This is a genomic window from Streptomyces sp. NPDC043854 (assembly GCF_056436005.1).
In genome coordinates, this window is the sequence record NZ_JBWKDK010000019.1 from 11,764 (window position 1) to 37,424 (window position 25,661).

Consider the following 25,661-nt stretch of genomic DNA (forward strand, 5'->3'; position numbering starts at 1 on the left):
GCGGCCTCCTCCCTCGCGCGCTTCTCGCCCTGCCCTGCCCTGCCCTTCCTTCCCTCCCTTCCTTTCTCCACGTCCCACCCTCTCTTCGCGCTGCCCCGCCCTCGGCCGGCCGAGGCGCGGTCCGCCGCGCGCTCCTCCCGATCCGTTCACGGAGTGCTTCATGACACTGCAGAACCCGTCCCCGCCAGGGGTCTTCCCCGGCGACCGAAGAGTGCTGACCGAGTCGCACTGGACCGCCGACACCAGCGGCACCCTCGCGTCCCACACGGTCGGCTCCCTCCTGCGGGAGGTCGCCGCGGCACGACCGGACCAGGTGGCCCTCGTGTCGGTGCCGGAGGAAGGCGAGCCGCGCAGCTGGACCTACGCGGAACTCCTGGCCGAGGCCGAGCGGGTGGCCGCAGGGATCAGCGAGCGCGTGGCCGTGGGCGGCCGGGTCGCGATCTGGGCCCCGAACGTCGCCGAGTGGCCCATCGCGGAGTACGCCGCCGCCCTCGCGGGCGTGACGCTCGTCGCCCTCAACCCGGCGCTCAGGGCACGCGAGCTGCTGCACGCCCTGCGCGCGTCGGCCTCGACCATGCTGTTGTACGCCGAGCACAGCCGCGGGTACGACATGGCCGCCGTCGTCGAGGACGTCCGGGGCGAGCTCCCCCTGCTGGAGCACGTGGTCCCCCTCTCCGACTGGGAGGCGCTCCACGGCAGTGCACCGGTGCCCGCCGAACGCGAGCGCGCCGCCACGGCCGTGCCGGCGCAGATCCAGTTCACTTCGGGGACGACCGGCCTGCCCAAGGCGGTACTGCTGTCCCACCAGGCCGTCGTGAACGTCTCGCGGTTCACCTTCGACGTGCTCGGTATCTCCGACGGAGCGCCGGTGGTCTCCCCGCTCCCCATGTTCCACACGGCCGGCTGCGTCATCTCGTGCCTGGGCCCGCTGTGGTGCGGCGGTCCCTTCATCCTCCTGGAGCGGTTCGACCCCCGTCTGCTCCTGAAGGTGCTGCGGGAGACCCCCGACGCCGTCCTGACCAGCGTGCCCACCGTTCTGACGGCCCTGGCCCACGCGGCCCGCCAGGACGAGGCCGCCGCACCCCGCATCGGTGCCGTCCTCACGGGAGGGGCCCCCGTGCGCTCCCGGCTCATCGCCGAGGTGGAGCACCTCTTCGACACCACCGTCTTCAACCTCTACGGGCAGACCGAGCTGGCCTCCGTGCTCACGCTGACCCGGCCCGAGGACAGCGCGGAGGAGAAGGCAGCAACGGTCGGGCGGCCGCTGCCGCACGTCGAGTGCCGCATCAGCCACCCGGAGTACGGGCACACGCAGCCGCTCGAGGTTCCCGGCGAGATCTGCGCCCGCGGTTACCAGCAGATGCTGGGCTACTTCGGAGACCCCGAGGCCACCGCGGCCAAGACGGACGAGGAAGGCTGGCTGTACACCGGCGACCTCGGCTCGATGGACGCCACGGGAGCGGTGCGGATCATCGGCCGGCTGAGCGACGTGATCATCCGCGGCGGCGAGAACATCTCGGCGGCGGAGATCGAGGAGTGCCTGCTGCGCGACGAAGCCGTGCAGGAGGCGGTTGTGGTGGGCCTCCCCGACGAGGCCTGGGGCGAGATCGTCGCCGCTGGCCTCCTGCCCGCGCCGGGCCGGACCGTCGACGTGGAGGCGCTGCGGGCCGCCTGCCGGGAATGGCTCTCGCCCTTCAAGGTGCCCCAGCTGTGGTACCTGCTCGACACCCTGCCCACCACTCCCTCCGGCAAGGTCCAGAAGTTCCTCGTCAAGGAGCACATGGCCGAGCTCCGGCCCGTCCTGCAACCGTGACCGCCACACTCCCGGAGGCCCCCATGCAGGTGTCCATGCAGATCCAGTACGACGGCCACGCGGTGGAGTCGGCCCGACGGGTGAGCGCGCTCGAGAAGGCCGGGCTGGACCTGGTCTGGGTCCCCGAGGCCTACGGCTATGACGCTCCCAGCTTCATGGGCTACATCGCCGCCAGCACCGAGCGCGTCCACATCGGGTCGGGCATCATGCCGTTGTTCACCCGCACCCCGACCGTCCTCGCCATGACGGCGGCCGGGGTGGACGCCCTCTCCCACGGCCGCTGCCACGTCGGGCTGGGCGCCTCCGGACCCCGCGTGATCGAGGGGTGGCACGGGGTCCCCTACACCACCCCGCTGGCCCGCACCCGGGAGACCGTGGAGATCATGCGGAAGATATGGCGGCGCGAGGGGCCGGTCCGCCACGACGGACAGGTGCACCGGCTGCCGCTGCCCGCCCCGGAGGGCAGCGGACTGGGCACCGCGATGCGGCTGCTGTCCCCGCCCGTACGCGACTCGGTCCCCGTGTGGATCGCCGCCCTCGGCCCGCGCAACGTCCGGATGACCGCGGAGATCGCGGAAGGCTGGCTGCCGATGTTCTTCGTCCCGGAATGGGCCGACCGGGTCTGGGGCGAGGACCTGCGGGCGGGGCTGGCGAAGCGGGACCCCGCGCTGGGCCCGCTGCGCATCTCGGCGGGCGGCCTGCTGGCCATCGGTCCGCGTGCGCACCGCGCGCGCGAGCGTGCACGCCGTCAACTCGCCCTGTTCGTCGGCATGATGGGCGCACCCGGCCACAACTTCTACGACGCGCTCATCCGCCGGTACGGATTCGGCGACGACGCCGACAGGATCCAGCGCCTGTACGCCGCGGGCGACCGGGCCGCCGCGGAGGCGGCCGTACCGGAGGAGCTGTTGGAAGCGACGACGCTGTGCGGTTCCGAGGTCTACGTGAAGGACCGGCTGGCGGCCTACCGGGCGGCCGGTGTGACCCACGTCCAGGTGACACCGGTACCGGACGACGGCCAGACCGAGGCCGGGCTGGTGTCGCGGCTCAAGGAACTCTGCAACTGAACCACCACTCCAGACGGAGAAGGACACTGTGAAAGCGCTGATCTATTCGAACCACGGCAGCCGCGGGGACATCCAGCCGTACCTGGCGCTGGCCTACGCCCTCAACCGGGCGGGCCACACCGGGGTCCTGGTCGGGCCGCGCCGCTTCGCCCCGTTCGCAGCGGAGTACGGCGTCGAATTCGCCCCGCTCAACGACGAGATGATGGACCTGCACGCCCGCCGTGACGTGCAGGAGATCCTCATGAACAACGACCGGCCGACGCCCGAGCAGATGCAGCTGCGCGAGTCCATCGCCAAGGAGCTGGTGCCCCGGCTCTACCCGATCATCCTCCGCGAGATGTGGGAGGCGGCGGCCGGAGGCACCGACCTCATCGTCTACTCGCACTCCTCCCGGCAGGCGACGCACCAGATCGCCGAACGGCTCGGAATCCCGCACGTGATGGCCCCCCTCTACCCCCACTTCGTGCCCTCGCGCGACTATCCGGCCGGAGTGGGCCTGTCGTCGAGCCCCGACAACCTGGCGGACCACGAGCGGGCCGCCCGCGAGCCCCTCGACCCCATGACGCACGCCATGGTGACGGCCTGGCGCGCCGAGACGCTGGGCCTGCCGCCCCGCGAGGACGAGATGGACTTCCGCCACTACCCGGACGGCACCCCGACTCCGGTCATCCACGGCTTCAGCCCCCACGTGCTCAAGCACTCCGAGGACTGGCCCGAGTGGGTGCACACCACCGGCTTCTGGTCGCTGCCCGCACACCCGGCGTGGCAGCCCCCGGCAGACCTGCAGCGGTTCCTGGACGCCGGGGAGCCGCCCGTCTTCGTCGGCTTCGGCAGCATGCGGGGCCTCGACCCGGAGGGCGTCGGCCGCATGGTGCTGGAGGCGGTCCGCAACACCGGCAACCGGGCGGTCGTCGTGGAGGGCTGGGGCGGAATCAAGATCACCGAAGCTGCGGACGACGTGTACGTGGCACGCGACGTGCCCTACGACTGGCTGTTCCCGCGCGTCAGGGCAGCCGTCCACGCGGGCGGGACGGGCACCCACAACGCGGCCCTGCTGGCCGGGATCCCCCAGGTGACCTGCCCCTTCCACCGGGAGCAGCTGATGTGGGCCGAGTACCTGGAGGAGATCGGGGTCGCCCCCACCCCCATCCAGCTGCGCGATCTCACCGCCGAGGGCCTGGCCGCCGCGATCCGCACCACCACGACGGACCCCGCGATCGCCCGCCGAGTGGCGGAACTCGCGGAGGCTGTCCGCAACGACGACGGCTGCGGCACCGCTGTCCGCATCCTCGAAAAGATCCACGCGAACCACGGCCGGCTCGCCGCCTGACCGGGGGCAGCTCACCGTACAGAACGCATCCAGCCCGCCCGTGGGCGGGCTGGATAGTGTCCTGGCGAAAACCGGAGTGGCTGCTCGCCCGGAAATCCAGATCCGTTTCCCGTGCGGGAGGCACGCTGCGGAAGACTCCCAGCGCAATGTCCCCGCACTCCCGCAAGTGAAGTGAGTGGCGAGGAGTCATGAACCGATCTCAGTCTTTCGCAGCCGGCGAGCAGACCCTTCCTTTGACCGGTGCCCAGGCCGGGGTCTGGTTCGCTTCCCAGGTCGATCCGGACAGCCCGATATTCAGGGCCGCCGAGTACCTGGAAATCCACGGGCCCGTCGACCCCGCGCTGTTCGAGCAGGCGCTGCGGCAGGTGTTCGCGGAGGCGGACGCCCTGCACATCAGGTTCCTCGACACCGCGGACGGACCCCGCCAGGTGGTGGGCCCGCCGCCGTCCTGGCGGCTGGAGACCGTCGACGTGTCCGGCGAGCCCGATCCGCGGCGCGCCGCCGAGGAGTGGATGGGGCGGGACCTGCGCCGGCGGATCGACCTCACCCGCTCGCCGCTGTTCACCTACGCGCTCTTCCGCGTCCGCGACGACCACTGGTTCTGGTACCACGCCTACCACCACATCCTGCTCGACGGGGTGGGCGCGGCGCTGCTGGTCCGCAGGGTGGCGCACGTCTACAGCGCCCTGGCGGCGGGCACCGAGCCGGACCCCTGCCCGTTCGAGCCGGTGCGCACCCTGCTCGACGCCGACTCCGCCTACCGCGGCTCCCAGGACTTCGAGCGGGACCGCGCCTTCTGGCTGGACCGGTTCGCCGACCGGCCGGAACCGATCGCCCTGTCGGCCCGGCCGCTGCGCGCGACGGCCGAGTTCGTCCGGCACACCGCCCACCTGCCGCAGGACGTCCAGCAGGACCTCACTGCTGCGGCGGAGCGCATCGGGGTCGCGAGGTCCCGCATCGTGGTCGCCGCCACCACCGCCTTCTTCCACCGCATGACCGGCCTCACCGACGTGGTGCTGGGACTGCCCGTCACCGCCCGACACGACGCGAGGTCGCGCCTGGCGCCCGGCATGGTGGCCAACGTCCTGCCGGTACGGGTGGCCGTCACCCCCGACACGACCGTGGACGAGCTGCTGGCGCGGACCCGCGACGCGCTCCGCGGCGTCGTGTCGCACCAGCGGTACCGCGGCGAGGACCTGCGGCGGGACCTCGCGCTGCCTCCCGACCACCGCCGCTTCTTCGGCCCGCTCATCAACGTGGTGCCCTTCGACTACGACCTGCGCTTCGGTGGGAGCCGCAGCGACGCGCACAACATGTCGCTGCGGCTCATCGAGGACCTCACCATCTGCGTGTACGACCGGGGCGACGGGAGCCGGATCCGGGTGGACTTCGACGTCCACCCGGAGCTCTACCACGACGGGGAGGCCGCCGCCGTCCAGAACCGCTACCTGGAGTTCATCGGCCGTGTCGCACGGGCCCTGGGCGAACCCGGCACGCCCGTCGGCCGGCTCGGCCTGCTCGGCGACGCCGAGGCCCGGGCCGCGTACGCGCCGCCCGGCCCGGCGGACGGCACCCCGGCCGGGCCGACGCTGCCCGCGCTCTTCGAACGGCAGGTACGGACCTCGCCCGCGGCCCCGGCCGTCGAATACGCGGGCACCGTCCTCGACTACGCGGAGCTGAACCGGCGGGCCAACCGCCTCGCCCACGCGCTGGCCTCCCGGGGCGTCGGTCCGGAGGACCGCGTCGCCCTGCTGCTGTCCCGCTCGCCGGAGTTCGCGGTCGCCGCCCTCGCCGTCGCCAAGGCGGGCGCCGCCTATGTGCCCGTGGACCCGGCCTACCCCGCGGAGCGCATCGCCTACGTGCTGCGGGACGCCGCGCCCGCCGTGGTCCTGGCGGATTCGGGTACCGCGGCCCCGGCCGAGGCGGCCGGCTGCCGCCCCTTGCTCCTCGACGACGTCGAGGTCGTGCGGGAACTGGCGGTCCGGCCGGAGACCGATCCGGCGGACGGCGACCGGACCGCGCCGCTCACCGCCGCACACCCCGCCTACGTCATCTACACCTCGGGTTCCACCGGCCGCCCCAAGGGCGTGGTCGTCACGCACCGCGGCATACCCGGCCTGGCCGAGGCCTGCGTCCGGCGCCTCGGGATCGGGCCTGGGAGCCGCGTACTGCAGTTCGCCGCCATGGGATTCGACGCCACGGTCGCGGAGCTGTGCATGGGCCTGCTGTCCGGCGCGACCCTGGTCCTGGCGCCAGGGGAGCAGCTGATGCCCGGCGACGCACTGGCCTCCTTCACCCGTGAGGCCCGCATCACCCATGCGCTCCTTCCGCCCTCCTCGCTGGCCGTGATGGACGCCGAGGGCGACCTGCCCCCGGAGATGAACCTCTTCGTGGGGGGCGAGGCCACCTCGGCCGAGCTCGCGGCCCGCTGGGCCCCCGGCAGGATCCTGGTCAACGCCTACGGCCCCACCGAGACCACCGTGATCGCCACCATGAGCGACGCCCTGGCCGGCGACGAGGAACCGCCGATCGGTACGCCACTGCCCGGCACCCGCGCCCACGTGCTCGACGGCTCCCTGCACCCGGTGCCGGCCGGTTCGACCGGCGAGCTGTACGTGTCGGGCCCCGGCCTCGCCCGCGGCTACCTGGGGCGCCGTGCGCTGACCGCGGAGCGCTTCGTCGCCAGCCCCTTCGGGCCTCCAGGCGCGCGCATGTACCGCACCGGGGACCTCGTGCGGCAGCGCCCCGACGGCGCACTCGCATTCGTCGGGCGCGCCGACGAGCAGGTCAAGATCCGCGGTTACCGGGTGGAGCTCGGGGAGGTCGAGGCGGCCCTCCTGCGCCTGCCCGGCGTCGTCCGGGCCGCCGCGGCCGTGCACCGGGACGCGTCGGGCGAGCCCTCGCTGGCCGCCTACGTCGTACCCGCCGGCGAAGGCATCGACCCGGCGGTCCTGCGCGAGTTGCTCGCCGCGTCCCTGCCCGGCCACTTCGTCCCCGCCTCCTTCACCGTGCTGGACGCCGTACCCGTCACGGCGAACGGCAAGACCGACCGCGCGGCCCTGCCCCGCCCGCGTGCCTCGGACGGTGCCCGCGCCCGGCGCGCCCCGCGGACCGCCCGCGAGCAGGCCCTGTGCGAGGTCTTCGCCGAGGCCCTCGGCCTCGACTCCGTCGGGATCGACGACGACTTCTTCGCCCTGGGCGGCCACTCCCTTCTGGCGGCCCGCACGAGCCGGCGGATCCGCAGCGTGCTCGGCGTCGAGTGCGGGGTGGAGGCCCTGTTCTCGGCCCCCACCCCGGCCTGCCTGGCCGAGCGCCTCGTGGACCCGGCGGAGGAGCTCCCGGCTCTGCGCCCGGTACCGCGCCAGGGGCATCTCGCCCTCTCCCCCGCACAGCGGCGGCTGTGGTTCCTGCACCGGCTGGAAGCCTCCACGGCCGCCTACCACATCCCGATCGTCCTCACGCTCGACGGTGAACTCGACCGCGGAGCGCTGGAGTCGGCGATCGGCGACCTCACCGACCGGCACGAGATCCTGCGCACCGTCTACCGGGAGAGCGAGGGCGTTCCCGTCCAGCTCGTCCTCGACGCCGGTGTGCGTACCGTCCTCCCCGTCGAGACCGTGACCGGTTCAGAGCTGTCCGGAAGGCTGGCCTCGGCGGTGGCCCGCCCCTTCGACCTGGCGGCCGAGCCCTCCCTGCGGGCGACGCTGTTCGCGGTGGAACCGGGTCGGCACGTGCTGTTGCTGCTGCTGCACCACATCGCCGCCGACGGCGACTCCCTCGCGCCGCTGCTGCGCGACCTCGTCGCCGCCTACGAGGCGCGGTGCGGCGGACTGGCCCCGCAGCTCCCCCCGCTGTCCGTGCAGTACGCCGACTACGCCGCTTGGCAGCACCGCGTGCTGGGTTCCGAGGAGGACCCGGACAGCCGTGCCGCGCGGCAGCTCTCCTACTGGAAGCAGCGGCTGGACGGCCTGCCGGAGAGCCTCGACCTGCCCTTCGACCGTCCGCTTCCGCCGACCGGGTCCGCCCCCGCCGGGCTGGTGACCCTCGACCTGGAACCCGGGGTGCACGGGAGGGTCGCGGAGCTGGCGCGGACGAGCGGCACCAGCGTCTTCATGGTCGTGCAGGCCGCGGTCGCGGCGTTGCTGACTCGGCTGGGCGCCGGCACCGACATCGCCCTCGGCGTCCCCGCGGCCGCGCGCGGCGACGAGGAACTGGAGGCGCTGGTCGGCTTCTTCACCAACACCCTGGTGCTGCGGACGGACACGGGCGGCAATCCGACCTTCCGCGAGTTGCTCGCCCGGGTGCGGCAGGGAAACCTGGCCGACTACGGGAACCAGGACCTGCCGTTCGAGCGGCTGGTGGAGGTCCTCAACCCCACGCGCTCGACGGCCCGCCAACCGCTGTTCCAGGTGATGCTGGCCATGGACGGTGCGCAGCGCCGACTGCCCGAGCCCGCCACCGGGCTGCGCCTGGGGCTGCTCGACGTCGCGACCGGCAGCGCCAAGGTCGACCTCTCGTTCACCGTCCGGGAGGACCTCTCGGCGGCCGACGGAGCGGGCAGTGTCCTCCTCGCCCTGGAGTTCCGCTCCGACGTGTTCGAACGGGCCACCGCCGAGGCGCTCCTCGCCCGGCTGGGCCGGCTGATCGGGACCGCAGCCGAGGCTCCGGACACCCGTATCGGGAGCGCTGCGATCCTCACCCCGGAGGAAAGCCGCGAACTGGTCGACGAATGGAACCGGACCGCGGCGCCGGAGTCCCTCACCGACCTCGTCGGCCGGGTCCGCGGCATCGCCGCCGGGCGCCCCGAAGCCGTCGCCGTCACCGATGACGACGGCGACGTCACGTACCGGGAGCTGATGGACCGCGTCGACGCGCTGGCCGCCCGTCTGCGCTCGCGCGGGGCGGGCCCCGAGTCGGTGGTCGCCGTCCTCGCCGAGCGCGGCAGGCACGCGGTCACCGCCTTCCTCGGCGTGCTGGCCGCCGGCGCGGCCTACCTGCCGCTGGACACCCGCGCGCCAGTAGGGCGGACCGCCGCCCTGCTGTCCGACGCGCACGCGCACTGGCTGCTGGCCGACGCCGGATGCCACGAGGCTGCGGAAGGGGCGGCCGGGGCTGCGGCCGGCGCGCCCGAAGTGCTACGGCTCGACTCCCCCGGCGACAGGGCACCCGGCGGGGCTGCGGTGCCGCCCGCGGAAGCGTCGGCGCCCGCCCCGGGCCGGCTCGCGTACGTCATGTTCACCTCCGGCTCCACCGGCCGCCCCAAGGGCGCCATGGTGCACCACCGGGGGATGAACAACCACCTGCTGGCGAAGGTCGACGACCTGGGGCTGACCCGCGGGGACACTGTGGTGCAGAACGCGCCGCTCACGTTCGACGTGTCGGTCTGGCAAATGGCCGCACCGCTGGTCGTCGGCGGCCGGGTGCTGGCCGTGGCGGACGGCCTCGCGGCCGACGCTCCCGGCCTCTTCGGCCGGACCGCCCGCGAGGGCGTCACCGTGCTCGAGGTCGTGCCCTCCGTACTGCGGGCGGCGCTCGACGCCTGGGACGAGGGCGTGCAGTGCCCGGGACTGCCGGAACTGCGGTTGCTCGTCGTCACCGGTGAGGAGCTGCCGGCCGAACTGTGCCGGCGCTGGTTCGCCCGCTTCGCGGAGGTCCCCCTGGTCAACGCGTACGGGCCGACCGAGTGCTCCGACGACGTGTCCCACGCCCTGATCACGGCGGACGGGGTGGAGGACGGGCGGACCACGACGCCGATCGGCCGACCGGTCCGCAACACGCTGCTGTACGTGCTCAGTGACGAGCTCCAGCCGGTGCCCGCCGGCATCGCGGGCGACCTGTACGTCGCCGGCGCCGGCGTCGGCCGGGGCTACCTGGACGACCCCGGCAGGACGGCCGCCTCCTTCGTGCCCGACCCGTTCGCGGCCGACGGCAGCGTCATGTACCGCACCGGGGACCGCGTGCGCCACCGACCGGACGGGCAGCTGGAGTTCCTCGGCCGCCGGGACACGCAGGTGAAGATCCGCGGCCGGCGCGTCGAACCGGGCGAGATCGAGGCGCAGCTGCGGGCCCTGGAGGGGGTCGTCGACGCGGTGGCCCACGTGGTCACCGCCCCGGGCGGGCACGGCCGGCTGGTCGGGTACGTGGTGGGCAGGGAGGACGTCCGGCCCCTGCGGGAGGCCCTGGCCGCCGTACTGCCCGAGCACATGGTCCCGTCGGTCCTCGTCCCGCTCGACGCCCTGCCGCTGACGTCCAACGGGAAGGTGGACCGCAAGGCGCTGCCCGTGCCGGACTTCGCGGCCGGGAACCGGCGCGCACCCCGGACCCCGGAGGAGGAGCTCCTGTGCGGGATCTTCGCGGACCTGCTGGAGCTCGACGCCGTCGGCATCGACGACAACTTCTTCGCGCTCGGCGGCCATTCGCTGCTGGCCACCCGGCTGATGGCCCGTGTCCGCGCGGTGCTCGGTGCCGACCTGGGTGTCGCCGCCCTCTTCTCCGCGCCGACCGTCGCGGGCCTGGCCCGGCAGCTCCCGGCCGCGTCGCCGGCCGGCCGCGGCCCGGTCCGCGCGGACAGGCCGCAGGTGGTCCCGCTGTCCCACGCCCAGCGCGGACTGTGGTTCATCAACCGGCTGGATCCCGCCGACGGCACCTACAACATCCCCTTGGTGGTGCACCTCTCCGGCGAGGTGGACACCGGGGCGCTGGCCGAGGCCCTCGCCTCCGTGGCAGCCCGCCACGAGAGCCTGCGCACCGTCTTCCCCGAGCTGGACGGCGTGCCCAGGCAGGTCGTCCTCGATCCCGCCGCGGCCCGTCCCGCGCTGCCGGTGGTGGACACGGCGGGCCGGGACCCGGACGCGCTGGTCGCCGAGGAGGTTGGCCGGGGCTTCGACGTGACGTGCGAACCGCCGCTACGGGCCCGGCTCCTGGTCCTCGGTCCGCAGGAGCACGTGCTGGTCGTCGTCACGCACCACATCGCGAGCGACGGGTGGTCCACGGCTCCGCTCGCCCGCGACCTGTCGACCGCCTACGCGGCCGCACTCGACGGCCGGGAGCCCGCCTGGGAGCCGCTGCTCGTCCAGTACCCCGACCACACCCTCTGGCACAACGGCCTGCTGGGCGACGAGAGCGACCCGGACAGCGCGATGTCCCGACAGCTCGCCTACTGGACGGAGGCGCTGGCGAACCTCCCGGAGGAGATCGCCCTGCCCGCGGACCGGCCCCGGCCGGCGGTACCCAGCGGGCGCGGCGGGCTGGTGCCGTTCGCGCTGACGGCCGAGGCACACGCGGCGGTGCTGCGCCTGGCCCGTGCGCGTGGCGCCACCGTGTTCATGGTGCTGCACACCGCGCTGACGGCACTGCTGACCAGGCTGGGCGCCGGCACGGACATTCCCGTCGGCGGGTCGGTGAGCGGCCGCTCCGAGGAGGCCTTGGACGACTTGGTCGGCTTCTTCGTCAACTCGCTGGTCCTGCGGGTCGACAGCGGGGGCGACCCGTCCTTCGGCGAGCTGCTGGAGCGCACCCGCGCAGCGGACATCGCCGCCTTCGGCCACCAGGACCTGCCGTTCGAGCGGCTGGTGGAGACGCTGAATCCCCGGCGCTCGCTCAGCCGCCACCCCCTCTTCCAGGTCAAGCTCATCCTGCAGAACCTGGCCCGGCCGCTGGTGGAGTTCCCCGGCCTGACCGCCCGGATCGCACAGTTCGATCCCGACATGGCCAAGTTCGACCTGCTGTTCAGCGCGGCAGAGCGGTTCGACGGCCAGGGCGCCCCCCTCGGCATCGAGGCGGCCGCCGGCTACTCGGCCGACCGGTTCGACCGGTCCACCGTCGAGGCCCTGGCCGTCCGGTTCACCCGCCTGCTGGAGGCTGCGCTGGCCGATCCGGACCTGCCGATCAGCCGCCTGCCGGTGCTGGACGACCGGGAGCGGAACGAGCTGCTGGCCGTCCGTACCGACACCGCGCACGAGGTGCCGGAGGCCACGCTCCCGCAGCTGTTCGAGGCGCAGGCCGCGCGTACTCCGCATGCCGCGGCGGTCGTGTGCGGGAAGCTGGAGCTGACGTACGAACAGCTCAACACCGGTGCCAACCGACTGGCCCGGCTGCTGGTCGACCGCGGTGCGGCCGCCGGCGCCCTGGTCGCGCTCGCCCTTCCCCGCTCGGCCGAGGCCGTCACGGCGATGCTGGCCGTGGGCAAGGCGGGCGCCGCCTACCTGCCCCTGGACCCCGGACATCCCGGAGACCGCCTCGCCGTCCTGCTGGAGGACTCGAGGCCGGCCCTGCTGCTGGCCACGGAGGAAGTCCTCGCCTCCGCCCCCAGACTGGCGCAGGGCCCGTGGGAGGTACTGGCAGTGGACCGGGCGGAGGTGGCGGCCGCGCTCGCGCGGCACTCCGGAAGCGACCTCGGCGAGGGCGACCGGCCCGCGCCGCCGAACCCGTCGGACGCCGCATACGTCGTCTACACCTCGGGTTCGACCGGCAGCCCGAAGGGCGTCCTCGTCGAGCAGCGCTCCGTCGCGGCGTACGCCGCGCGTGCCGCCGACCGTTACGCGGGCCTGGCGGGCCGCACCCTGCTGCACTCGCCGCTCTCCTTCGACCTCGGGCTCACGACCCTGTACGGCACCCTCCTGGCCGGCGGCTGCCTGTACATCGCCGACCTGGACGAGCGGCTTGCGGTGCCGGGCGGTCTGACGTTCCTCAAGGCGACCCCCAGCCACCTGCCGATCCTCGACTCCCTCCCCGACGCCTGCTCCCCGACCGTCGAGCTCATGACCGGCGGCGAGGCCCTGCACGGCGAGCAGCTCGCCGCGTGGCGGGAGCGGCACCCCGGCGTCGAGGTGGTCAACCACTACGGCCCGACCGAGACCACCATCGGCGTCCTCGACCACCGCGTCCCGGCGGGCAGCCCGCTGCCCGCGGGGCCGGTCCCGCTGGGCCGGCCGATGTGGAACACCCGCGCCCATGTGCTGGACGCCGCACTGCAGGCGGTACCGGACGGCGTGGTGGGCGAGCTGTACATCGCGGGCACCGGCCTGGCCCGGGGCTATCTGGGCCGGCCCGCGGCGACGGCGGAGCGGTTCGTACCCGACCCGTACGGTCCGGCCGGCACGCGGATGTACCGCACCGGGGACCGAGCCCGGTGGCGCGCCGACGGGACGCTGGAGTACGTCGGCCGTACCGACCACCAGGTCAAGCTCCGCGGCTTCCGCATCGAGCTCGGCGAGGTCGAGTCGGCGCTGCTGTCCGCCCGCGGCGTGCGTCAGGCGCTCGCCGTGGTGCGGGAGGACCAGCCGGGCGACGAGCGGCTGGTGGCGTACGCCGTCCCCGGCGACGGCGAGCGCGTGACGTCCCGCCACCTGCGCACGCAGCTCGCGGAGCTGCTTCCCGAGTACATGGTGCCGTCCGCGGTCGTCGTCCTGGACCGGCTACCGCTGACCGCCAACGGCAAGGTCGACAGGACGGCACTGCCCGCTCCCGGGTTCGACGCCTCCGCGGTGGGCCGTTCGCCGCGCACCCCGGAGGAGGAGATCCTCTGCGGGCTCTTCGCCGACGTGCTCGGAACGGAACGGGTGGGGGTCGACGACGACTTCTTCGCCCTGGGTGGCCACTCGCTGCTCGCGATGCGGCTCCTGAGCCGCATCGCCTCCACCCTCGGCGTGCGGGTGGGCGTCAAGGCGATCTTCGACTCCCCCACCGTCGCGGGGCTCGCCGGCCGCCTCGCCAGCCCGGACGAGGCCCGTCCGCGGCTGGTCCCGGCGGACCGGGGCGACCGCGTCCCGCTGTCCTTCGCCCAGCGCCGCCTGTGGTTCCTGGGCCGGCTGGAGGGCCCCAGCGCCACCTACAACGTCCCGCTCGTCCTGCGCATCACGGGCGAGATCGACCGCGACGCGCTGCGGGCCGCCCTGCGCGACGTCGCCGGCCGGCACGAGAGCCTGCGCACGGTCTTCCCCGAGCAGGACGGCACGCCCTTCCAGCACGTCCTCGACGCCGACGCGGGCGCGCCGGTCCTGGAAGAGTCCGACGTGTCCCCCGGGCAGCTGCCGGAGGCGATCCACGAGACCGTCGTGCGCGGCTTCGACCTGGTCACCGAGGCGCCGCTGCGCGCGCGGCTGCTGACCTGCGGCGACAGTGCGGCGCTCGTCCTGGTGATGCACCACATCGCCAGTGACGGCTGGTCCCTCACCCCGCTGCTGCGCGACCTGTCCCAGGCGTACGCCGCACGCCGGCGGGGCGGCGCGCCCACCTGGACGCCGCTGCCGGTGCAGTACGCCGACTACACCCTGTGGCAGCGTGAGCTGCTCGGCGGCGCGGACGAACCCGACAGCCTGCTGTCCCGGCAGCTCGGCTACTGGACGGCCGCCCTGGAGGGGCTGCCGGAGGAGCTGGACCTGCCCACCAACCGGCCCCGTCCGGAGGCCGCCAGCTACCGGGGGGCCTGCGTACCCCTGGCGGTCGGCGCCGGGACCCACGCGGGGCTCGTGGCACTGGCCGGGGCGAACGGCGTCAGCGCGTTCATGGTGCTCCAGGCCGGCCTCGCCGCCCTGCTGACCCGCCTGGGGGCAGGCACCGACATACCGCTGGGCACGCCGGTGGCGGGCCGGACCGACGACGCCCTCGACGAGCTGGTCGGCTTCTTCGTCAACACTCTGGTGCTGCGCACCGACACGGCCGGGAATCCGACGTTCCGGGAGTTGCTCGCGCGGGTGCGCGAGACCGACCTGGCCGCCTACACGCACCAGGACCTGCCGTTCGAACGGCTCGTGGAAGAGCTGAACCCGGCGCGGTCGCTGGCCCGGCACCCGCTGTTCCAGATCATGCTGATCCTGCACAACACCGGGCGGCCCGAGGCCCACCTGCCCGGACTGGACGTGAGCGTCGAGGGCGCCGAGGCCCCCGTCGCGAAGTTCGACCTGTCCGTCAGCCTCTGGGAGCAGTACGCCGCCGACGGTGCGGCGGACGGCATCCTGGGACAGATCGAGTACGCCGAGGACCTGTTCGACCGCCCCACGGTCGAGGCCCTCGCGGCCCGGTTCGGGCGGCTCCTGGCGGCGGCGGTCGCCGAACCCGATCTGCCCATCGGCAGCCTGGAGGTGCTCGCCGAGGAAGAGCGGCACGAGCTGCTGATCGTCCGCAACGACACCGCCCATGAAGTGCCAGACGTGTCGCTGCCCGAGCTGTTCCGTGAGCGGGTGGCCCGGTCGCCGAAGGCCCCGGCGCTGGAATGCGGGGACCTGGAGCTGACGTACGAGGAGCTGGACGTCCGCAGCAACCGGGTGGCGCGGCTGCTGCTCGACCGTGGGGTCCGCCCCGAGGACCGGGTGGCCCTGCTGCTCGGCGGGCGCGTCGACAACGTCGTGGCGACGATCGCCGTCGCCAAGGCCGGCGCGGTCTACGTGCCGCTGGACGGCCGCAGCCCCCAAGCTAGGCTGCGCCACATCCTGGACGGGACCGGCAGCGTGGTTGTCCTGTCCGACCGAACGTCCTGCGGGCTGCTCCCGGAGACCTCGGCCCCCGTCGTCCTCGTCGACGGGCCGGAACTGCGGGCCGACGGGCCGGCGGACCCCCCCGGGGTGGCCGTCCACCCCGACCAGCTCGCCTACATCATGTACACGTCGGGATCCACCGGTGAGCCGAAGGGCGTCGCGGTGACCCACCGCAACGTGGTCGGCCTGGTCAAGGACCGCTGGTGGGCGCTCGAAGCGGGCGACCGGCAGCTGATGCACCAGCCGCCCTCGTTCGACGCCTCCACCTACGAACTGTGGGTGCCGCTGCTGAGTGGAGTGCGGATCGTCGCCCTGGAGGGCGAGTCCACGGACATCGCCGCCCTGGCCGCGACCGTCACCGAGCGCCGCGTCACCGTCGGCCCGTTCAGCGAGGGCATCTTCCGGCTGCTCGCCGAGAACCACCCGGCGAGCTTCCGCGACCTGCGCCACGTCACGATCGGCGGCGACACCGTCTCGGCGGCCGCGGTCCGCAGGGTGCGCGAGCACAACGCCCGGGCCCGGCTCACCAACAGCTACGGGCCGACTGAGGCGACCCTGGCGATCGTCCACCATGCGATCACCGACGAGGACGTCGAGCGGAATTCCTTCCCCATCGGCCGGCCCATGGACAACACCCGGGTGTACGTCCTCGACGAGGGGATGCGGCCCGTACCTCCGGGTGTCACCGGCGAGCTGTACGTCGCGGGCGACGGCCTGGCCCGCGGCTACGTCGGCCGGCCGGCGCTGACGGCGGAGCGGTTCGTGGCGGACCCCTTCGGCCCCCCGGGCACCCGCATGTACCGCACCGGTGACATGGTGCGCTGGCGCACGGATGGTGTCCTGGAGTTCGCGGGCCGCGCGGACTCCCAGGTCAAGGTCCGCGGCTTCCGCATCGAGCTCGGCGAGGTCGAGTCCGCGCTGGGGTCGTTCGACGGCGTTGCGCAGACCGCCGTCATGGTGCGTGAGGACCGTCCGGGCGACAAGCGCCTCGTCGCCTACGTCGTACCGGCGGCCGACGGCGTCGTCGACCCCGCCGCGCTGCGGGGCCACCTCGCCGCACTCCTGCCGGACTACATGGTGCCCTCGGCCATCGTGTCCCTGGAGGCCCTGCCCCTGACCCTGACCGGAAAGCTGAACCGTGCGGCACTGCCCGCGCCCGACTACTCCGGCAGCGGCGGCCGCGGCCCGCGCAACGACCGGGAGCAGCTGCTGTGCACGCTGTTCGCGGAACTGCTCGGAGTGCCCGAGGTCACGGTGGACGACAACTTCTTCGCGATGGGCGGCGACAGCATCGTCTCCATCCAGTTGGTGAGCCGGGCCCGACAGGCCGGCCTCCTGCTCACCCCGCGGGACGTCTTCCAGTACCAGACCGTGGCCGGTCTCGCGCTGGTCGCCGCCGCACCGGACGGCCGGCGGACGGAGCCCGACCAGGGCACGGGTACGGTGCCGCAGACCCCGATCATGGGGTGGCTGCGGGAGCTGGGAGGCCCGATCGACGGGTTCAACCAGGCGGTGCTGCTGCGGGTACCCGCGGGCCTGGCCCGGGACTCGCTCGTCGCGGCCGTGCAGGCCCTGCTGGACCGGCACGACCTGCTGCGCGCGCGGCTCGACCGGTCCGGCCCGGACGGCTGGACCCTGGAGGTCCCGCCCGCCGGGACGGTAGACGCGGCGCCCTGCGTGCGCCGGGTCGACGTGTCCGCGCTCGCGGAGGCCGCACTGGAACCCGTCCTCGCCGAGCACGCCGAGGCGGCCCGCCGGGAGCTCGCCCCCGACGACGGCGTCGTGGTCCGCGCGGTCTGGTTCGACGCGGGCGGCGACCGTCCCGGACGACTGCTGCTGATGCTGCACCACCTGGTCGTCGACGGCGTCTCGTGGCGGATCCTCGCCCCGGACCTGATGTCCGCCTGGCTCGATTCCGCGGCCGACCGTGAGATCGTCCTGGAGCCCGCCGGGACCTCCTTCCGCACCTGGGCGCGGGGGCTCGCCGAACGGGCCGGCACCGCAGCCGTCGAAGCCGAACTGCCCTTGTGGCAGCGGATGGCATCGGGGCCGGACCCCGTCCTCGCCGAGCGGCCCCTGGACCCCGCCCGGGACACCAAGGCCACTGCCCGCCACCACACGGCCGTACTGCCGGCCGGGCTCACCGAACCGCTCCTCGGCACGGTGCCCGCCGCGGTGGACGCCCGCGTGGACGAGGTGCTCCTCACCGGTTTCGCGCTGGCGCTCGCCGAGTGGCGGCGGCGGCGCGGACGCGGCGGCAGCAGCCAGGTCCTGCTCAGCCTGGAAGGACACGGGCGGGACGAGACCGGCACGGCGGACCTGTCGCGCACGGTCGGCTGGTTCACCTCGGCCCACCCCATCCGGCTGGATCCCGGCGCCAGGTGGCACGAGGTCCGGGACGGCGGGCCCGCCACGGGAACCGCGCTGAACCGGGTCCGGGAGCAGCTCCGCGCCCTGCCCGGCAAGGGCACGGGGTACGGCCTGCTCCGCCACCTCAATCCGCGTACGGCCCCCGCACTCCGCGGCGCCCCCGGCCCGCAGGTCGCGTTCAACTACCTGGGGCGGGTACGGACCGACCAGACCGGGCCAGCCGACTGGGGGGCGGCACCGGAGCAGGTGCGCATCGCCCCCGCAGACCCCGAGATGCCGTTCGGCCACTCCCTGGAGCTGAACGCGGTCGCCCATGACCGCCCGGGGGGCGCGGAGCTGAGCGTGTCCTGGTCCTGGCCGGACGGACTCTTCGAGGAGCAGGAGATCCGGTCCCTGACCGACCTGTGGTTCGAGGCACTGGAGCTGCTGGCGGCACACTCCCCCGCCCCCACGGACACCCGCGGCCTGATGCCGTCCGACCTCCTCCTGGTGGACCTGCTCCAGGACGACATCGACGAACTCGAGGCCGACTGGGAGGACTGACCCGGCTCCGGGCAGCCCGTCGGCGCCGCTGCGCGCCGCCACCCCATCGAACCCGTCCGGGCCCGCGGAACCCCGCGGGCCCGGCCCCCCACCCGTTTCTTCCCCCAGGACTTGCGAGGTCTTGCTGACATGAATACGAAGAAGAACCCCGACAAGGTCGTGATCGTCGGCGGCGGCACGGCCGGCTGGATGACCGCCTCGTACCTGAAGAAGGCATTCGGCGACCGCGTGGCCGTGACCCTCGTCGAGTCGGGCAGGATCGGCACCGTCGGCGTCGGCGAGGCCACCTTCAGCGACATCCGGCACTTCTTCGAGTTCCTCGACCTCAGGGAAGAGGACTGGATGCCGGCCTGCAACGCCACCTACAAGCTCGCCGTCCGGTTCCAGGACTGGCAGCGGCCCGGCCACCACTTCTACCACCCGTTCGAGCAGATGCGCTCGGTCGACGGGTTTCCCCTGACCGACTGGTGGCTGCAGAACGGACCCACCGACAGGTTCGACCGGGACTGCTTCGTCATGGCATCCCTGTGCGACGCCGGGCGTAGTCCGCGCTACCTCAACGGCTCCCTCCTGCAGCAGGAGTTCGACGAGCGCGCCGAGAAACCCGCCGGGCTCACGATGTCCGAGCACCAGGGCAAGACGCAGTTCCCGTACGCCTACCACTTCGAGGCGGCCCTGCTCGCCGAGTTCCTCTCCGCGTACGCGACGGACCGCGGGGTGGAGCGCGTCATCGACGACGTCCAGGAGGTGAAGCTCGACGAGCGCGGTTGGATCAGCCACGTCGTCACCAAGGAGCACGGCGACATCGGCGGCGACCTGTTCGTCGACTGCACCGGGTTCCGCGGTGTGCTGCTGAACCAGGCGCTCGGCGTGCCCTTCATCTCCTACCAGGACACCCTGCCCAATGACAGCGCGGTCGCCCTCCAGGTCCCGCTCGACATGAAGACGCGCGGCATCCCGCCGTACACCCAGGCCACTGCCCAGGACGCGGGCTGGATATGGACGATCCCGCTGTTCGGCCGGATCGGCACCGGATACGTGTACGCCAAGGACTACTGCTCCCCCGAGGAGGCCGAGCGTACGCTGCGCGAGTTCGTCGGCCCGGAGGCCGCCGACGTCGAGGCCAACCACATCCGCATGCGGATCGGGCGCAGCGAGGAGTCCTGGAAGAACAACTGCGTCGCCATCGGGCTGTCGAGCGGTTTCGTCGAACCGCTCGAGTCGACCGGCATCTTCTTCATCCACCACGCCATCGAGCAGCTGGTCAAGCACTTCCCGGCCGCGGACTGGCACCCGCAGCTGCGCGCGGGCTACAACTCGGCCGTCGCCAACGTGATGGACGGCGTACGGGAGTTCCTCGTCCTCCACTACAAGGGCGCGGCACGCAACGACACCCAGTACTGGAAGGACACCAAGACCCGGGCGATCCCGGACGCCCTCGCCGAGCGCATCGAGCGCTGGAAGGTGCAGCTGCCCGACTCGGAGAACGTCTTCCCCCATTACCACGGCCTGCCGCCGTATTCCTACATGGCCATCCTGCTCGGCACCGGCGCGATCGGGCTGCGCCCCTCGCCCGCGCTGGCCCTGACCGACCCCACGGCGGCGGAGAAGGAGTTCGCCGCCGTCCGGGACAAGGCGCGGTTCCTGGTCGACACCCTGCCGAGCCAGTACGAGTACTTCGCCGCGATGCAGAAGCGTGCCTGACCGGTTCTTCGGCATGCACCCCGCCGCATCCGCCTCGCAGGAGGACCCTTCGTGACCGACTCGACAACCGCGCAGGCCCCCGAACCGTCCGTGTCCGACGGCCTGCGCGGGATGATGCGCGGCTTCCCGACCGGTGTGGCCGTCGTGACCGCGACCGACGCCGCGGGCACCCCGTGGGGGATGACGTGCTCGTCGGTGTGCAGCGTCACGCTGGAGCCGCCCACCCTGCTGGTGTGCCTGCGGTCCGCCAGCCCCACCCTGGCCGCGGTCCTCTCCCGCGGCCGGTTCGCAGTGAACTTGCTCCACGACGGCGGCCGCGCCACCGCCGAGCTGTTCGCGTCCGGCGACCCCGACCGGTTCGGCAAGGTCGCATGGCACGAGGACGGGGACGCATCCGGCCCCCACCTGTGGCGGGACGCCCACGCCGTGGCGGACTGCACGGTCCGCATGTCGCAGTCGGTGGGCGACCATGTGGCGGTGTTCGGCGAGGTGGTCCGCGTCAGTCGGCAGGGGGACTGCCGTCCACTGCTGTACGGCCTGCGTACCTACAGCCCGTGGCCCGGCACGGGGACCGTCGTCTGAGGCACGGCACAGGCTGTGTGCGGCGCGCGGCACGTGCCGGGATCCGCAGAGCAGTGCTCCGGTCCCGGCGCGCCGCGTCGCAGGGCGTCCCGGCGGCCCTGCAAGAAGCCCGGCGCGGCCGGCCGGCTGCCCGGCCCGGCCGGCCCGCTTCGGCGTCCGACCACCCGGGGCCGAGTCCGGCCCTCAGCACCCGGTCCCGTCTGCCCGGGCGACATCACGGAGATCGTCACCAGGGAGGCAGGCCTGCCTCGCCACGGTCGTCGGCCTTGCGGCCCTGGATGGAGGGCCGCCCCGCGGGGAGGGGTGGTGGCTAGCGCTGGCCGGCCTTGCTGCCGTGGTTGGCGGCCTTCTTGCGGCGGGCCTTCTTCTTGCGGGCGCGCTTGGACATGGTGGTGGAGCCTTTCTGCTGGTGCCTCTTCAGGCGGTGTGGCCGACGAGGAGGTCGGCGAGCTTGGTGAGGCGCTTGACGGTGCGCTCCTCGGTGGCGGCGGGCGCGGGGGCCATGCGCTGGTCGCGGTCGTAGTAGGCGCCGTTGACGATCTCGGTGGCCGGGTCGACGAGCCGTACGACGTGGGCGGCGCCCTCGGCGGCGGACTCGCCCTCGTGGCCGTACAGGTGCAGCAGGCCGGTGTCGCAGACGCCGGGGTGCACGGAGACGGCGGTCACGCGCGGGTCGGCGGCGAAGACCGTGAGGGCCAGCTGGGACTGCGCGTAGGCGGCCAGGCGGGAGTAGCGGCGCAGCCGGTGCGGGTCGTTCCACTGGATGGCGGCGGCGCGGTGGAGGGAGGAGGAGACATTGACCACGCGGCCGCCGGGGGCGCTGGTGAGGGCGTCTTCGAGGAGGTTGGTGAGGAGGTAGTGGGCGAGGAAGTTGACTTGGAGGGCGATCTCGTTGCCGTCGGGCGTGAGGGTGTGGCGCTCGGGGGCGGCCATCGCGGCGTTGTTGACGAGGGCGAACAGGCCGGGGTGTTCGCGGTTGACGGTGCGGGCGAGGGACTCGACCTCGTCGAGGTGGGCGAAGTCGGCGGCCAGTGGGCGCAGTTGGGCGGACTCGATACCGGCTGTGGTGATGAGGCGGTCCGCGGCGCTCTGCGCCTCCTCGGGAGTGCGGCCGTGCAACAGGACGGTCGCACCTTGCTCGGCCAGCTGTCGGGTGGTCTCGTAGCCGATGCCGGAGGTGGCGCCGGTGACCAGGATGGTGCGTCCGGACAGGGAAGAGGACATGTGGGTTTCCTGTGAGAGGGCATGGCCGAGGTGCCCGCGCCCGTGCACGGGGCAGGGGAGGGCTCAGGTCATGCGGGAAGGATGAGGAACGCGGGAAGGCGTGGCCCCGTGACGGTTCGTCCGGGGTGCGGGTACGCGGCGTCGTACGGCCGACGGTCGGCTCAGATGGCCGGGCCGGCAGCGGGCGCTGTCGGCGACACCGGCACGACACCGGCACGGCTCCGCCATGACGGTGGCCGGTCTTCGTAGCGCGGACCGCTGTTCATGACCGCCATCCCAGCGCATCCTGACGCCCCGGGCAAGGGGCGGCGCACCGCTTTGACGACCCTCTGACGTGGGAGGATGACAATCCGTCAGGAGTGCGTCAAGGTTGGCCGCCGACGCGGAAGGAACCCGTCAAGAGCGGGTGCAGGGGCCGCGGGCCAGCCGCAGAATGATCTCGCGACATCGCCGCGGCCGAGACCGTGGGGATGCCTCCGTACGGCGCGCGGCCTGGACGTGCCCCGGACGGGGCGCCGGGTCGTTCTGTCCGTGGGGGGCGGGGCGAACCCTTCGCTCACCGCGCGTCCGTCGCCGACTGATGAGCCGCCCGGCAGCCGGTGTAGGGGATACCGGAGGCCGGGCGGCTCTGTGCGTTGTCTTGGCGTACTCGTCTTCGCACGCGTCCGGCGTGCCTGTCCCGTGATCAGCTGACCGCCGAGGAGGGCAGCTCGGCTGACACCTCCGTCCGAGCGGCGGCGCCGACCAGCAGCAGAAGGGCGAGGAGGGAGCTGGAGCAGACGACTGCGCACCGCAGCGCACCTGCCCAGTCCAGGTCCCGGACCGGCGGCGGCTCCTGCGACCAGCGTCCCATGGAGCCGAGCCTAGGAGTGCGAGGGACTGGCGTCGGGGATCTTGACGTCCTTCTGACGTGTGTCAAGCGGGGTCTTGATGACGTGGGTCGGTTACGCCGAATGCCCGCCACCAGTGCCGATTTTCAGGCGGTCGCAATACGCTCACGCCGTGCCGAAGGCGACGGAGATGCTGAAGCGTCTGGTGATCGGGCGGGCCAAGCGCAGTGAGGAGCTGGGCGAGACGCTGCTGCCCAAACGGCTGGCCCTGCCGATCTTCGCGTCCGACCCGCTGTCCTCCGTGGCCTACGCCACGCAGGAGATCCTGCTGGTCCTCACTCTCGGTGGCCTGGCCTACCTGCATTTCACCCCGTGGATCGCTGCTTCGGTCGTGGCGCTGATGACCGTGGTGGTGCTGTCGTACCGCCAGGTCGTCCGCGCCTATCCGAGCGGCGGCGGCTCGTACGAGGTCGCCTCGACCAACCTCGGTGCTTCGGCCGGTCTGGTGGTTGCGGCCTCGCTGCTGGTCGACTACGTCATGACGGTGGCGGTCTCGGTCGCCTCCGGAGTGGACAACATCATCTCGGCGGTGCCGGAGCTGGCCGACTACCGGGTGGCGATGGCACTCGGCTTCGTGGCCCTGCTGACGGCGATGAACCTGCGGGGCGTCCGCGAGTCCGGCCGGCTGTTCGCCGCGCCCACGTACCTGTTCATCGGCGGCGTGCTGATCATGGTCGGCACCGGTCTGCTCCGCTACCTCCTCGGCGACGCGCCGGTCGCCGAGAGCGCCAAATACGGCATCACCCCGGAGGAGGGCGACGCGGACCTGGCCGGGCTGGCCCTGCTCATGCTGGTGCTGCGCGCGTTCTCCAGCGGCTGTACGGCGCTGACGGGCGTGGAGGCGATCTCCAACGGCGTACCGGCCTTCCGCAAGCCCAAGCCGAAGAACGCCGCGACCACCATGGCCGCGATGGGCATCATCGCGATCACCATGTTCGCCGGCGTCACCACCCTCGCGATCGTCGCCAAGGTCCACATCGCCGAGGACGCCTGCCGCCTCACCGGCCTGGCCGACTGCGAGGGCTACACCCAGCGCACCGTCATCGCCCAGCTCGCCGCAGCCGTCTTCGGCGGCAACAACAGCATCGGCTTCTACTACATCCAGGCCGCAACCGCCCTCATCCTGATCCTCGCCGCGAACACCGCCTTCAACGGCTTCCCGCTGCTGTCCTCGATCCTCGCCCAGCACCGCTACCTGCCACGCCAGCTGCACAACCGCGGCGACCGCCTCGCCTTCTCCAACGGCATCCTCGCCCTGGCCATCGCCGCCGGCCTCCTGCTCTACGGATACAAGGCCAACGTCACCAGCCTCATCCACCTCTACATCCTCGGCGTCTTCACCTCCTTCACCCTCTCCCAGTCCGGCATGGTCCGGCACTGGAACCGCGAACTGCGCACCGAAACCGATCCCGCCCTGCGCCGACGGCACCAGCTCGCCCGCACCATCAACGCCACCGGCGCCGCCGTCACCGGCCTGGTCCTGGTGATCGTGCTCGCCACCAAGTTCACCCAGGGCGCCTGGCTGGCCGTACTCGCCGGAATCCTGCTGTGGCTGATGATGCGCAGCATCCGCCGCCACTACGACCACACCGCCGCCGAACTCGCCGTCACCGACCCCCGCGCGGAAAGCCTCATGCCCTCCCGGGTGCAGGCGATCGTCCTCGTCTCCACCGTCCACAAACCGACCCTGCGCGCCCTGGCCTACGCCCGCGCCTTCCGGCCCGACCACCTGGAAGCACTCACCGTCGCCGTCGACCCCGATTCACTGGCCGCCCTGCGCAAACAGTGGGACGACTTCGCCATCGAGGTGCCGCTGAAGGTCCTCGAATCCCCCTACCGCGAGATCACCAAGCCCGTGGTCGAGTACGTACGCTCCATCCGCCGCGCGGGACCACGCGACGTCGTCGCCGTCTTCGTCCCCGAATACGTCGTCGGCCACTGGTGGGAGAACCTCCTCCACAACCAGTCCGCCCTCTGGCTCAAGAGCCGCCTGCTCTTCACCCCCGGCGTCACCGTCACCAGCGTCCCCTGGCAGCTCTCCTCCGCCGCCATCGCCGACCACGCCGCCGCCCGCGCCCCCGGCTCGGTCCGCCGCGGCGAACCCCCCAACCCGCCCGAACACGCCACCGCCCGCACCGGACCGGAGAACGCCGGCGGAAACTGACTCCGCCCCGGCACTCCCCCGCCCGTACATCCAGGACTGAACCCACCCCCGCGCCCTGGCCAGATCCGTCGTCATCGGGCACAAGGTCCAGCGGGCCGTCAGCCACTCCGGACCGCTTCGTTACGGTTCCTCGGGTTGCTCGGGTTGCTCAGGTTCCGCTGGATTGTTGAGTGCGTCGGCGAGGGCGGCAGCCTCTTCCGGGGTCAGTTCGACCACGATCCGACCGCCGCCTTCAAGCGGTACGCGCATGACGACGCTCTGCCCCTCCTTGGTGGCCTCAAGCGGACCGTCGCCCGTCCGCGGCCTGATCCTGCCGTCAGGGAATCCACCGTCGTTGAGGGACAGTGCCCGCGTCCCGCTGCCCTCGGTCGCGACTGTGCACGTCCCCAGAGCGGGGGCCGCGGTGGCGACAGGAGTGAGGACGACCGTGGCCCCCAGAACGAACGATGAGACGACGAGCGGGACGACAGCATTGCGTCGGATGCGCCGAGCCATGACGG

Annotated in this window: 10 protein-coding genes; 7 read left to right on the top strand and 3 right to left on the bottom strand. The window is 72.9% G+C overall.

Going from position 1 to position 25,661, the window contains the following annotated elements; all coding sequences use genetic code 11:
- Positions 1-160: 160 nt before the first annotated feature.
- The 6 genes from AC068A_RS18830 (at position 161) to AC068A_RS18855 (ending at position 20,883) form a co-directional block, all read left to right on the top strand.
- A complete protein-coding gene (locus AC068A_RS18830; RefSeq protein ID WP_478586233.1) occupies positions 161-1,813 on the top strand; it encodes a class I adenylate-forming enzyme family protein in 1,653 nt (550 codons plus the stop codon).
- On the top strand, positions 1,810-2,880 hold the full coding sequence (locus tag AC068A_RS18835) for an LLM class F420-dependent oxidoreductase (RefSeq protein WP_478586235.1): 1,071 nt from the start codon (positions 1,810-1,812) through the stop codon (positions 2,878-2,880). The genes AC068A_RS18830 and AC068A_RS18835 overlap by 4 nt, the downstream gene beginning before the upstream one ends.
- Before the next feature lie 28 nt (positions 2,881-2,908).
- A complete protein-coding gene (locus tag AC068A_RS18840) occupies positions 2,909-4,210 on the top strand; it encodes a glycosyltransferase (RefSeq protein WP_478586237.1) in 1,302 nt (433 codons plus the stop codon).
- 188 nt (positions 4,211-4,398) lie between these two features.
- Positions 4,399-18,597 carry an amino acid adenylation domain-containing protein gene (locus tag AC068A_RS18845; RefSeq protein ID WP_478586239.1) on the top strand — a complete coding sequence of 4,733 codons (14,199 nt, stop codon included), beginning with the start codon at positions 4,399-4,401 and terminating at the stop codon, positions 18,595-18,597.
- 129 nt (positions 18,598-18,726) lie between these two features.
- A complete protein-coding gene (locus AC068A_RS18850) occupies positions 18,727-20,301 on the top strand; it encodes a tryptophan halogenase family protein (protein WP_478586241.1) in 1,575 nt (524 codons plus the stop codon).
- Positions 20,302-20,352: 51 nt separating this feature from the next.
- A complete protein-coding gene (locus AC068A_RS18855; RefSeq protein WP_478586243.1) occupies positions 20,353-20,883 on the top strand; it encodes a flavin reductase family protein in 531 nt (176 codons plus the stop codon).
- A gap of 417 nt (positions 20,884-21,300) precedes the next feature.
- Here AC068A_RS18855 and AC068A_RS18860 read toward each other — a convergent pair whose 3' ends face one another.
- Both AC068A_RS18860 and AC068A_RS18865 read right to left on the bottom strand, forming a co-directional pair.
- Positions 21,301-22,107, bottom strand: coding sequence for an SDR family NAD(P)-dependent oxidoreductase (locus tag AC068A_RS18860; protein ID WP_478586245.1), 807 nt, complete (start codon positions 22,105-22,107; stop codon positions 21,301-21,303).
- Positions 22,108-22,792: 685 nt separating this feature from the next.
- A complete protein-coding gene (locus AC068A_RS18865) occupies positions 22,793-22,960 on the bottom strand; it encodes a hypothetical protein (RefSeq protein WP_478586247.1) in 168 nt (55 codons plus the stop codon).
- Positions 22,961-23,127: 167 nt separating this feature from the next.
- Between AC068A_RS18865 and AC068A_RS18870 the strand changes: the two genes are divergently transcribed.
- Positions 23,128-25,161 carry an APC family permease gene (locus AC068A_RS18870; protein WP_478586406.1) on the top strand — a complete coding sequence of 678 codons (2,034 nt, stop codon included), beginning with the start codon at positions 23,128-23,130 and terminating at the stop codon, positions 25,159-25,161.
- 120 nt (positions 25,162-25,281) lie between these two features.
- On the opposite strand, the gene AC068A_RS18875 is transcribed toward AC068A_RS18870, so the two are convergent.
- Positions 25,282-25,470: a DUF3117 domain-containing protein gene (locus AC068A_RS18875; protein ID WP_478586408.1), complete on the bottom strand. Its 189-nt coding sequence runs from the start codon at positions 25,468-25,470 to the stop codon at positions 25,282-25,284.
- Positions 25,471-25,661 lie beyond the last annotated feature (191 nt).

Coding starts and splice junctions, on each gene's coding strand:
- AC068A_RS18860 (WP_478586245.1), bottom strand. CDS start 22,107: ATGTCCTCTTCCCTGTCCGGACGCACCATCCTGGTCACCGGCGCCACC.
- AC068A_RS18830 (WP_478586233.1), top strand. CDS start 161: ATGACACTGCAGAACCCGTCCCCGCCAGGGGTCTTCCCCGGCGACCGA.
- AC068A_RS18865 (WP_478586247.1), bottom strand. CDS start 22,960: ATGGGACGCTGGTCGCAGGAGCCGCCGCCGGTCCGGGACCTGGACTGG.
- AC068A_RS18845 (WP_478586239.1), top strand. CDS start 4,399: ATGAACCGATCTCAGTCTTTCGCAGCCGGCGAGCAGACCCTTCCTTTG.
- AC068A_RS18870 (WP_478586406.1), top strand. CDS start 23,128: ATGCTGAAGCGTCTGGTGATCGGGCGGGCCAAGCGCAGTGAGGAGCTG.
- AC068A_RS18850 (WP_478586241.1), top strand. CDS start 18,727: ATGAATACGAAGAAGAACCCCGACAAGGTCGTGATCGTCGGCGGCGGC.